The following is an 11,753-nucleotide window of genomic DNA, read 5'->3' on the forward strand; positions in this document are numbered from 1 at the left end:
GTGAGTAGTCTGAGGAAGCCAGCTGGCTCCCTGGCCCGCGATGCTTTACTCCAGTCGTATGCTCCCGTCGCTTTAATTTCGGGAACCGTCTGTAAAAACAAACAGGGAGCCATCCGGCTCCCTGTTATTTTTACTTCAGCAGATTATGCACTTCAGCACATCAGGCTTTCGCCAGCTGCTCTTCCGGACGTTTCAGAACCGCATAGCTCAGACCTGCAATCGCGGTGCCGATGATAATCGCCATCAGATAACCGATAACCGGCGTAATTGCGCCAGGGATCAGCAGGACGAACAGTCCACCGTGCGGTGCCATCAGTTTTGCGCCAATCGCCATGGAGATCGCGCCGGTAACCGCGCCGCCGACGATGCAGCAAGGCAGTACGCGCATCGGGTCACGGGCAGCGAACGGAATCGCACCTTCAGAGATAAAGCAGAGACCCAGAACCAGTGCCGCTTTACCGCCTTCCTGCTGACCTTTGTTGAATTTACGACGGGCAACCAGCGTAGCCAGACCCATCGCCAGCGGTGGCACCATACCGGCGGCCATGATGGCGGCCATCGGTGCATACGTCTGCGAACTCAGTAAGCCGACACCAAATGCGTAAGCCACCTTGTTCACCGGCCCACCCATATCGGTACACATCATGCCGCCCAGAATGGCACCCAGCAGGACTGCATTCGCCGTACCCATGTTGGCCAGCCAGTGCGTCAGGCCATTCATGATGCCCGCAACCGGTTTGCCCACTACGTAGATCATCAGCAGGCCGGTGATCAGGCTGGCGAACAGCGGAATAATCAGTATCGGTTTCAGCGCTTCCATACTCTGCGGCAGTTTAACTTTGCCGCTGATCAGCTTCGCCGCATAACCTGCAATGAAGCCCGCGATGATACCGCCTAAGAAGCCCGCATTGATGCTGGTGGCGATCATACCGCCAATCAGACCAGGCGTCAGACCCGGACGGTCAGCGATGGAGAAGGCGATAAAGCCGGCCAGCACCGGAACCATCAGGGCGAAGGCGCTGCCACCACCGATTTGCATCAGTGCAGCGGCAAGGGTGCCCTGCTCTTTAAAGGCTGTGATACCAAAAGCGAACGACAGGGCGATGCTCAGACCACCCGCGACCACCATCGGCAGCATGTAAGAAACACCGGTCAGCAGGTGACGATAAGCCCCTGCGCCGCCTTTCTTCTCTTCTTCACTGCTATTGCTCTGCCCGGCCGCTGCCGCTTTGTACGGCTTCGCTTCTGCTACCGCTTTATCCAGTTCCTGCGCGGTTTTCTTCAGCGCCAGACCGGTTGAGGTGCGGTACATTGGCTTACCGGCAAATTTCGCCAGATCGACTTCGATATCAGCAGCGACGATCACCAGATCGGCAGCCGCCACTTCTTCCGGGGTAATCGCATTACCGGCACCCACGGAACCGCGCGTTTCAACTTTCACCCACCAGCCGCGACGGGTCGCTTCAGCCTGAATGGCTTCGGCAGCCATAAAGGTGTGTGCCACACCGGTCGGACAGGCGGTAACGGCAACCACGCGTTTCGGCGCGCCATTCTGAGCCGGTGCCGCAGCCGATGCGCCAGCCGGTGTGGCCACCGCAGCGGTTGCCTGCCAGGTTTTGGCTTCGGCTTTCGCCCGGTTCAGGAAAGTTTCCGGCTCGCGAACTGCCAGCTGGATATCGCCCAGCCAGACCGCTTTGCCGTTCAGCGCCGCATCGTCCGGCACGTTTTTGCCCAGCACGATCGCCAGTTCCGCGTCGGCAGGGTTATCAGTCAGAGTCAGGCCCGCAGCAGGTGCGGCAGCAGCCAGACGTTGTTGCGCCATATAAGCGGAAGCCAGTCCCAGTACAGGGTCTTTAATCAGCAGCGTTTTCATTATCGCTCTCCTGCTGTCAGTTAACGGGTTGTAAGTCGACGCGCGCCATCATTGCGGCCAACTGAGTACGATCGGAAACGCCAACATTGCTCTGGCTGACGGCCATCGCCGCCACGGCCGTCGCAAGACGCAGCGTGTGTTCGCTGGATTCGCGCATCAGCAGGCCATAAATCAGGCCGCCAACCATGGAATCACCTGCACCCACGGTGCTGACGACTTCACACACCGGCGGTTTAGCAATCCATTCACCAGAGGCGTTGACCCACAGCGCACCTTCTGCGCCCAGCGAAATCACCACATGGGCGATGCCCTGCTCGCGCAGTTCGTGCGCTGCACCAATCACATCCTGCAGCGTTGGCAGTTTGCGACCGGCCCAGATTTCCAGCTCACGACGGTTAGGTTTAACCAGCCACGGTGCGGCTTTCAGGCCTGCCACCAGCGCCTCGCGGCTGCTGTCAAAGATGATGCATGGGCAGTGGGTGCGCAGTTCGGTCATCCAGCGGGTAAAGGCATCGTGATCGACACCTTCCGGCAGGCTGCCGCTGACGCAGACCATATCGAACTGGCCCAGCCAGGTCAGCGAGTCGCTCGTAAAACGATCCCAGTCCTGAGCGGTGACCTGAAAACCGGAGAAATTCAGATCGGTCACGTCGCCGGTCTGTTCAGTGAGTTTAACGTTGATACGGGTACGGCCTGGCACCACCTGGAAACGGTTAGCAATGCCCAGCTCGCTGAACAGTTGCTGGAAGCCATCCTGATTCTCTTTACCCAGGAAGCCACCCACGGTGACATCGATACCCAGATCTTTCAGGACCTTCGCAACGTTGATGCCCTTGCCCGCAGCATGCAGCCCGGTGGTTTTCACCAGGTTGACTTCACCGCGTTCAATTTCAGGGGTATATCCCACCAGATCATATGCCGGATTCAGCGTGATGGTGGCGACGCGTCTGCTCATGATGCCCCCTCACCCAGACCGCTGGTGATCGCTTCTTCAATCGCGTTCAGCGCCTGCTGTGCATCGTCACCGCTGGCGGTGAAGCGCAGGCGATGGCCTTTTTTCACGCCCAGCGCAACCACTTTCATCAGGCTGCGGCCATTGGCAGGTTTACCGCTGCCGTCGAGGTTGGTCACAGTGATGTCGCTGTTGAACTGCTTGATTACGCTAACCAGTGCGGTACCCGGACGGGCATGCAGGCCATGTTCGTTACGGATGGTGTATTCGGCGGTCAGTACCTCAGCCTGCTCATCGACTTCGCTGGTCAGCAGCGCGTAGACGCCTGCCGCATCGGCTTTCAGCAGACGATCGGCTTTGCCCTGCTGTAGTAATGCGCTGAGGTAACCCAGCACTTCCAGAGGACGCTCATCGGTTGCCGACACGCTGATTAGCAGCGCAGCCTGTTCGCCCTGATGCTCGAAGGCATGTTCAGCGCGGCTGATGGCCACGCCACTGCGCAGGTTGCCGAGGCTGCTGTCGCTGAGCCAGATGCCCTGTCCCAGGTTCAGCGGCGTCGTTGAGACCACGTCTGCGACGTAGCTGGCATCCACTACGCCCGCGGACTGCAGCCGACCGGCGTTCATCGCCTGGAGGGTGATCAGATCGCTGGCGGCGACGTTGAGCGTAATTAATGAAGTGTCGAAGCTGAATTCAGCGGCTTGTTTCTCGCCCATCAGCAACGCACGAAGGTCTTCAGCAGAGGCAGTTTTAAGCTGTTCGGCAATGGAGTCATCGCTCAGAACGTGCGTCAGCTGACGCAGCAGCGCCAGATGTTCATCTGACTTAGCAGCAATACCGATAGCGACATAGGCGGTCTGATCGTCGCCCCAGGCAATGCCCTGCGGGAACTGGAACACCTGAACACCGGTTTTCAGCACCAGATCGCGGGTATCGGTGGTGCCATGCGGGATAGCGATGCCGTTGCCAAGGAAGGTGGAGGTCTGCTGTTCGCGCGCCAGCATGCCGTTGACGTAGCCTTCCGTCACATTGCCAGCCGCGGTTAACGCGGCAGCAACCTGACGAATGGCCTCTTCTTTGTTCTGGGCGCTGGCTCCGGTATGGATGGCCTGCAATTCGAGCTGGAACATAATTCTCCTCGCTTGCTGAGATTGAATCGTTTCAGCCAGTGGGGATTTTTTTACGCCATGCTGTTGAAAACAGGTGGCGCAGTCACCGCTGAAACGTTTCAGGGATTGTGGTACAGCAACTTTCCCGAGGCAAGAAAATGCGCAAATGGCGTAACAGATTTTTGACGTTACGCACATTTCGGGGTGGTTAAGGGGAATAAAAAGTGAACAGGCTGACGCAGATGCTGTAAACCAGAGATGAGTGGACCAGAAAGTTCAGCAGCGTCAGCGCCTCAGGGCGCGGTATCTGCTTCGAGTTGCAGCAGATAGGTCATCGCCTGATGGCGCGAATCGCCGCACATGCTGTGTGCAGGTTGCAGACCTGCGCAGACGGCTGGACGCAGTGGTGAGCCAAACAGTTTGCAGCGAAGTGTGTCGTCAAGCTGAACACAGGGCGTGTTGGCGGGCTTGCCGTCAGGCATGCCAGGAATCGGCGAGGAGATCGAAGGTGCTGTGCAACAGGCACCGCACTGGCTACGGCATTGCATGCTGTGCTCCGGCAGAGAAAGTCGCGGCGACAATAGCAGTCCACCACACTAATTGCCATGAAAGCCGCGGTCTGACACAAAATTTCGCATCCACGATATTGCCAGTTTTCACCGGCGCGAGTAACGTTGCGCGCACTTCACTCTCAAGATAGCGAGAACAGCAATGCCAAAAGCCAACGAAATTAAAAAAGGGATGGCCGTCACGCACAACGGTAAACTGCTGCTGGTTAAGGATATTGATGTCCAGAGCCCCAGCGCACGCGGTGCCGCCACCCTGTATAAAATGCGCTTTACCGATGTCCGCACCGGTTTAAAAGTCGAAGAGCGCTTCAAGGGCGACGAGATTATTGATGCGATTTCGCTCAGCCGCCGCAGCGTGACCTTCTCTTATATAGATGGTGACGAATACATCTTTATGGATGATGAGGATTACACCCCTTACTCCTTTAAACAGGAGCAGATTGAAGAAGAGCTCCTGTTTATCCCTGAAGGCGGCATCCCAGGCATTCACGTACTGACGATGGAAGGTCAGGTGCTGGCGCTGGAACTGCCACAAACCGTAGACATGGAAATCGTGGATACCTCACCCGGCATTAAAGGCGCTTCCGCCAGCGCCCGAACGAAACCGGCCGGTATGAGCACGGGTCTCTCTATCCAGGTGCCGGAATACCTCAGCAACGGTGATCGCATCCGCATTCATATTGCTGAACGCCGCTACATGGGCCGTGCAGACTAACCACTCAACTGCTGCCAGTCGTGATAGTGTTATAGTATTACATTACCACGCTATTCTCAGGCAGGAGCAGGCCCCATGACGCGCGTTAATCTGATTACCGGTTTTCTGGGCAGCGGCAAAACTACGCTGCTCTGCCATCTGCTGGCAGCCAGACCGCCCGAAGAGAAGTGGGCGGTGCTGGTCAATGAGTTTGGCGAGATTGGGATCGACGGTGCACTGCTGGCCGATCGCGGTGCCACCCTGAAAGAGATCCCCGGCGGCTGTCTCTGTTGCGTTAATGGCCTGCCGATGCAGGTCGGGCTGAATATTTTGCTGAAGAGCAAACCGGATCGGCTGCTGATTGAGCCAACCGGCCTGGGTCATCCGCGTCAGGTGTTGCAGATGTTAAGTGCGCCGGTTTATCAGGCGTGGCTGCAACTTAATGCGACCCTGACGCTGCTGGATGCCCGTCAGCTGTCCGATCCTCGCATCCTTGCCAATGAAAACTTCCGCGATCAGCTCGCTGCTGCCGATATGATTATCGCCAACAAGCGCGATTGCTGGGGTGAGGAGGACCGTCAGCGCCTGGCTGACTGGCAGCAGCAGATGCAGCCTCTGCGTCCATTAATACAGACAGAATTTGGTCAGATCCCCCTTTCCCTGCTTGATACGCCTTATCAGCCACGCGATCTTCCCCTGCCGCATCATCATCATCCGTCTAACCCGACCAGCGACCTCGCGGCGTTACGACTGGACGGCGAAGCGCGCTGGCGCCGGGCGCTGAACCACGGTCAGGGTTACAGCGCCTGCGGCTGGATTTTTGATGCTGATACGCGGTTTGACAGCAGTGCGCTGCTGGAATGGGTACGCCAGGCACCGGTTGATCGTATTAAAGGTGTGATGCGCACGAAAGAAGGCACTCTGCGTATCAATCGTCAGGCAAATGAGCTGCAGAGTGAAACACTCCCCTCACCGCCATCCGATAGCCGCATTGAGATCATTCATTTTCAACAGGCTGACTGGAATCGACTACAATCGGCATTGTTGAAGTGCCGTTTACGCTGACAGAGGTATTGTCGGCGGTTATTTTTAATAATAATGAGTTTAACTATGCGCGTAACTCGCCTTATTACTATCCTGCTGTTTAATGCACTGGGCATGATGCTATTTCTGTCATGGTATCTGCCGCCAGAACATGGCTTCTGGTTCGGCGTCGATAAATCTATATTCTATGGCTTCAACAATCAGATGGTGAGCCATCCGCTGTTCGCACTGATCGTCGCTATCACCAATTTTCGTGGATTTGATGCGGTATCATTGCTGGCAATGGGCCTGCTTTATCTGTCGATCTGGCGACGTGAAACGCCACACGCGCGGCGGCGGATGCTGGCTATCGGTATCACTATGCTGCTTACCGCTGTAGTACTTAATCAGCTGGGCCACCTGTTGCCGGTGAAGCACTCCAGTCCGACGCTGTTCTTCGAGAATGTGCATCGCGTCAGCGAACTCACCGGTATTCCCGCTAAAGATGCCTCGAAAGACAGCTTCCCTGGCGACCACGGTATGATGCTGATTATTTTCGCCTGCTTTATCTGGCGTTATTTTGGTTTTAGCCGCTTCTTAATTGCCACGGCTATTGTGGTGATATTTTCACTGCCGCGCGTCATGGCGGGTGCACACTGGTTTACCGATATTGCCGTCGGTTCAATGTCAGTGATATTAGTGGGTCTGAGCTGGTGGCTATTAACGCCAGCCAGTGACGTGCTGGTAAACTGGTTTTATCGCAAATTACCGGGTAAATATAAGCCCGTGACGTAAATGTTAAGCGCGGACGATTTAATCGGCCTGGTCCTGACCGTCCGCGCTTATAAAAAACAGCCCACCACTATTAGCCTGCTAATTAAATTGACGAAAAGAAAAGGTTATGACCCTGCTGGCTGGTTAAACAGTCACCAATATTCTCTGTCAATAAAGAAAACGCTAAAAACAGAAGCTATGCCCTGAATTGACGCCCCTTTCGCTGCCTGTTCTCATCATCATTTCACCACAATTGTTGCTAAAGTAGTCAGGGTGTTACGGTTTGATTTCACATCAAAAAAACCTATATAAAATTGATTAAAAGCACTCGCCACGGCGTCTGTAATCAGTTAACCTCAGTCGCAGTGAGGCTACAGCGGCAGAAAATTCGGATTTTTTACCGTAAAAATGTGTCCATTAACACATTTTAGTAATTAAGGATTTGTCTTAGGCTGTTTCGCTTATTAATCTCCCTGTTTTGTCATCTGGCTGGCGACAATTTTGTCGTAAGGAAATCGAAGGAAAACCCGAATAATGGTCAAGTCTCAACCAATACTGAGATATATTTTGCGGATCGTGCCCGCACTTGCGCTGGCCACACTCCTCTCAGCTTGTAGCAGTACCCATAGCAGTCAAAACGCGAATAACGAGAATCATGAAGTTAACAACCACAATGGTTTTTTACTTCAGGCGTCTCAGGATGAGTTTGAAGAAATGGTGCGTAACGTCGACGTTAAGTCGCGCATCATGGAACAATACGCCGTCTGGAAAGGTGTGCGCTATCGCCTCGGTGGCGATACCAAACGCGGAATCGATTGTTCCGCCTTTGTACAACGCACCTTCCGCGATCAGTTTGGCTTAGAATTACCGCGCTCGACCTCTGAGCAGCAGGACACCGGTAAAGAGATTACCCGCAGTAAACTGCGTCCTGGCGATCTGGTAATGTTCCGTGCCGGCTCAACAGGCCGTCATGTGGGTATTTATCTGGGTAACGACAATTTTGTTCATGCCTCCACCAGCAGTGGCGTCATGATCTCCAGTCTCAATGATGACTACTGGAAAAAGCGTTACCGTGAAGGACGCCGTGTATTAAGTCGTAACCCGACCTGATTATCACTTTCGATCTTCTCTCAGCCAGAGAACATGAAACGCTGCTTACGCAGCGTTTTTTTTCGTGCCTTATTCTTAGCACCAGCCGCTATATAAGATAAAAGCATTGTATTTCAGATTAATAACGAGACATTTCGGACACTCTCGTTATATTCTCGGTCGCTTAAACCGAAGCAGTCGTGTGCAATAACATAATAATAATTTGATCAGGGGAAGTTCCTCATGCCACTGTCGGGGGCGCTAAGGCGCCATGCCACCTATCCTCGCCGAATCGCATGGAGTAGCGCGATGGTCGGTGGCGTATTCTTTCTTCTGTTTGCCGCCCTGTCATTTCACCAGACCTGGCAGAAGCGCGAACGACAGCACCAGCAACTGCTGGAGAACAGCCGAACAGCACTACAGCAAACACTCTCCAGTCTGCTCATCAGCACCCTCAGTCCTCTGCTTCCGTTCACCCACACTGCCTGTCATACCATTAATCGTGAACTGACCTCGCGCGCCGCGTTTGCCGGTAATCTCCGCGCCATCCTGCTGGTTAACAATGGCAATGCCTTTTGCTCGTCGGCCACCGGCAGTTTTAGTCTGCCGCTTAATGTTATCGCACCCAATAGTGATACCTCACGCGATATTGATCTGCAGCTCATGTCAGGCACGCCGCTTCAGCCAAATAAACCGGCGCTGGGATTGTGGATTAAAAATCCTGGCCGTCAGCAGTCAGGTGTTTTCGCGACGCTGAATATCAGCCTGGCTCCCTACCAGCTGCAGATCTCCGGGCATCCGGAAATTACTGGTATGGCGCTGATGGCGCAAAAGAGTGCCTTAACCAGCTGGCAGCCTGGCGTGATGAAAAATAAAAGTCTGCCGCCGCCGCTGTATCAGCAGGCGCTGACAGGCTATCCGCTGGAGTTTGTGTTGTTCGGTTCGGTTCTGGCGTTCAGTGATTATCAGAATATCCTGCTGTGCAGCCTGCTGCTGTCACTGCTGGTTTCCGGCGGCTGCTGGCTGCTGTTATCTGTTTATCAGCGTCCGGGGAAAGAGCTGATTCGGGGCATGAAGCGCGGCGAGTTTCATGTTGAATATCAGCCGCTGGTTACTTCCCATGATGGTCAGCCTTATGGTATGGAAGCGTTACTGCGCTGGACCCATCCGACCGAAGGCCCGATCCCGCCCGATGTGTTTATTCAGTATGCCGAGTCGCAGAACCTTATTATTCCTCTGACCCGGCATCTGTTTCAGCTGGTTTCACGTGATGCTCACCAACTGTGTCATACCATTCCCCGTCATGCCTGCCTCAGCCTTAACATCTCTGCGTTGCATCTGGCTGACAGCGGTTTCCGGCAGGATGTGCTGCGCTGGCTTGATACCATGCCTGCGGCTCACTTTAATTACGTGTTTGAGATTACCGAGCGCGCCATGGTGCGAGATGAAAACGTCGGAGAACTGTTTGACTGGCTGCATCAGCAGCATATCAACATTGCTATTGATGATTTTGGTACCGGCCACAGTGCGCTGATCTATCTGGAACGTTATGCGTTTGATTACCTGAAAATCGATCGTGGCTTTGTCCAGCGCATCGGCACAGAAACCCTGACCTCGCCGGTGCTGGACACCGTGCTGCAACTGGCGAAGAAGCTGAATCTGAAAAGTGTGGCGGAAGGGGTAGAAACCGGCGAACAGGCCGCCTGGCTGATCCATCGAGGTGTAACCCATCTGCAGGGTTATATCTTCAGCCGTCCGCTGCGACCAGAAACACTGATAGACTATTTCCGGCGTCATAACGCCTGAGACTCTCTGGCCCAAATCGCGCCGGATATTTAACAGGAGAGAGCATGCTTTTTCGCTTAGGATTTCTGCTGCTGTGCGGCCTGTTCAGCGCCCCACTGCTGGCGGCCACGGTCCTGCAAACGTTCGCCTTCACCCAGGCGGGCGAAGCGAAATATCCGCCCGGCTTCAGCCATTACGATTACGCCGATCCCCGCGCGCCTAAAGGCGGTAGCATCACTATGGCGGTAGTGGGCACTTATGACAACTTTAACCGTTACGCCTCGCGCGGCAATCCGGGCATTAACACCGGCACGCTTTATGACGGGCTTTACACCAGCTCAGACGATGAACCGGGCAGTTATTATCCGCTGATTGCTGAATCAGCACGCTACGCCAGCGATTTTACCTGGATTGAGATCCGCCTGAATCCCCGCGCCCGGTTTCATGACGGCACGCCAGTCACCGCCCGCGACGTAGCGTTCACTTTTCAGAAGTTTATGACCGAGGGCGTGCCTCAGTTCCGCGTCGCCTATCGTGGCGTGACCGTCAGGGCGCTGGACGATATCACGGTCCGCATCGAGGCACAGAAACCGGATAAAGATCTGCTGCTTGGATTACTGACGCTACCGGTTATCCCCGAGTCGTTCTGGCGCGATAAGAAGTTTAACGAGCCGTTAAGCGCACCGCCGCTTTCCAGTGGGCCTTATCGCATCACGCGCTGGAAGCTGGGCCAGTTTATTGAGTTCAGCCGGGTAAAAGATTACTGGGCTGCCGATCTGCCGGTGAATCGTGGACGCTTTAATTTTGATCGCATGCGCTATGACTACTATCTGGATGACAATGTTGCGTTCGAAGCCTTTAAAGCGGGTGGCTACGATCTGCGTGAAGAGACATCGGCGAAGAAATGGGCGACCCAGTATCGTGGCCGCAATTTCGACGATGGCAGCATTGTAAAAGAAACCACGCCCAATGAAGCCGCTATCGATACCCGCTGGCTGGCATTCAACAACGAAAAACCGCTGTTCCACGATCGCCGGGTGCGCCAGGCGTTGTCACTGATGTTCGATTTCGAGTGGATGAATAAAGCGCTCTATTACGGTGCCTGGCAGCGTGCCAGCAGCTATTTCCAGAATACAGAGTATGCTGCCCACGGGGTGCCGGATGCACAGCAACGGGCGCTGCTCGAACCCTGGCGCGCGCAGCTGCCTCCTGCGCTGTTCAGCCAGCCTTACCTGCCACACAAAACCGATGGCAGCGGCTATGATCGCGCCAGTCTGTTAAACGCGTTTGAGCTCCTGAAACAGGCGGGCTGGCAGATCAAAAATCGCCGACTGGTTAACAATAAAACCGGTCAGCCGTTTACGGTCGAACTGCTGCTGCGCGGTGGCACCAGTACCGAATGGGCACTACCGTTGCAGCACAACCTTGCGCGGCTTGGCATTACGCTGAACCTGCGGCAGATCGACAGCTCACAGTACCTGCGGCGCTGGCGTGAAGGCGACTATGACATGATTGCCACCGTTTACGGGGCGATGCCGATCCCGACCTCCAGTCTGCAGATCCTCTGGCAGTCCGACTACATCACCTCGTCGTGGAATACCGCACGGGTCAACGATCCTATCGTCGATCACTTTGTGAAACAGATTGTCTCGCATCAGGGCGACCCTGCCGCGTTGCGGCCGCTGGCACAGGCGCTGGATCGGGTACTGCTGTGGAATGCGTATATGATCCCGATGTGGTACAACGCTGAACAGCGGCTGGCGTACTGGGATAAGTTTTCTCACCCTGTCCGCAAGCCTGCCTACAGCACCGGGCTGGAAAACTGGTGGTACGACACTAACAAAGCCGGACGCCTGCCGGCCAGCAAACGCTAAGGAGATGACCG

Annotated in this window: 10 protein-coding genes; 6 read left to right on the forward strand and 4 right to left on the reverse strand. The window is 55.1% G+C overall.

All coding sequences use genetic code 11. From position 1 onward, the window contains the following. Positions 1-160: 160 nt before the first annotated feature. The 4 genes from fruA to N1689_RS11135 all read right to left on the reverse strand — a co-directional run bounded on the left by fruA (position 161) and on the right by N1689_RS11135 (position 4,482). On the reverse strand, positions 161-1,873 hold the full coding sequence (gene fruA, locus N1689_RS11120) for a PTS fructose transporter subunit IIBC (protein ID WP_260058893.1): 1,713 nt from the start codon (positions 1,871-1,873) through the stop codon (positions 161-163). Between the two features lie 16 nt (positions 1,874-1,889). Then, on the reverse strand, positions 1,890-2,828 hold the full coding sequence (gene fruK / locus N1689_RS11125; protein WP_161732200.1) for a 1-phosphofructokinase: 939 nt from the start codon (positions 2,826-2,828) through the stop codon (positions 1,890-1,892). After that, positions 2,825-3,955, reverse strand: coding sequence for a fused PTS fructose transporter subunit IIA/HPr protein (gene fruB, locus N1689_RS11130; RefSeq protein WP_222925210.1), 1,131 nt, complete (start codon positions 3,953-3,955; stop codon positions 2,825-2,827). The genes fruK and fruB overlap by 4 nt, the downstream gene beginning before the upstream one ends. A gap of 272 nt (positions 3,956-4,227) precedes the next feature. Beyond that, positions 4,228-4,482, reverse strand: coding sequence for a YkgJ family cysteine cluster protein (locus tag N1689_RS11135; RefSeq protein ID WP_090959387.1), 255 nt, complete (start codon positions 4,480-4,482; stop codon positions 4,228-4,230). Positions 4,483-4,645: 163 nt separating this feature from the next. Between N1689_RS11135 and yeiP the strand changes: the two genes are divergently transcribed. From yeiP to N1689_RS11165, 6 genes are all read left to right on the forward strand, one after another. Further along, a complete protein-coding gene (gene yeiP / locus N1689_RS11140) occupies positions 4,646-5,218 on the forward strand; it encodes an elongation factor P-like protein YeiP (protein WP_003854146.1) in 573 nt (190 codons plus the stop codon). Between the two features lie 75 nt (positions 5,219-5,293). Further along, positions 5,294-6,262, forward strand: a complete 969-nt coding sequence (locus N1689_RS11145) for a GTP-binding protein (RefSeq protein ID WP_260058894.1) — start codon at positions 5,294-5,296, stop codon at positions 6,260-6,262. Positions 6,263-6,307: 45 nt separating this feature from the next. Continuing rightward, positions 6,308-7,015, forward strand: a complete 708-nt coding sequence (locus tag N1689_RS11150; protein WP_260058895.1) for a phosphatase PAP2 family protein — start codon at positions 6,308-6,310, stop codon at positions 7,013-7,015. Between the two features lie 513 nt (positions 7,016-7,528). Further along, the gene (gene mepS, locus N1689_RS11155; protein ID WP_013358530.1) at positions 7,529-8,104 is read left to right on the forward strand and encodes a bifunctional murein DD-endopeptidase/murein LD-carboxypeptidase; all 576 of its coding nucleotides are present in this window, start codon (positions 7,529-7,531) and stop codon (positions 8,102-8,104) included. A gap of 222 nt (positions 8,105-8,326) precedes the next feature. Then, positions 8,327-9,889 (forward strand): cyclic di-GMP phosphodiesterase, encoded by a 1,563-nt coding sequence (locus N1689_RS11160; protein ID WP_222925208.1) that lies wholly within the window; start codon positions 8,327-8,329, stop codon positions 9,887-9,889. A 44-nt stretch (positions 9,890-9,933) separates the two neighbouring features. Continuing rightward, complete coding sequence (locus N1689_RS11165; protein WP_260058896.1) at positions 9,934-11,742, forward strand: extracellular solute-binding protein; 1,809 nt, start codon at positions 9,934-9,936, stop codon at positions 11,740-11,742. Positions 11,743-11,753 lie beyond the last annotated feature (11 nt).

The organism is Pantoea sp. XY16 (assembly GCF_025153065.1).
Lineage (GTDB): Bacteria > Pseudomonadota > Gammaproteobacteria > Enterobacterales > Enterobacteriaceae > Pantoea > Pantoea alfalfae.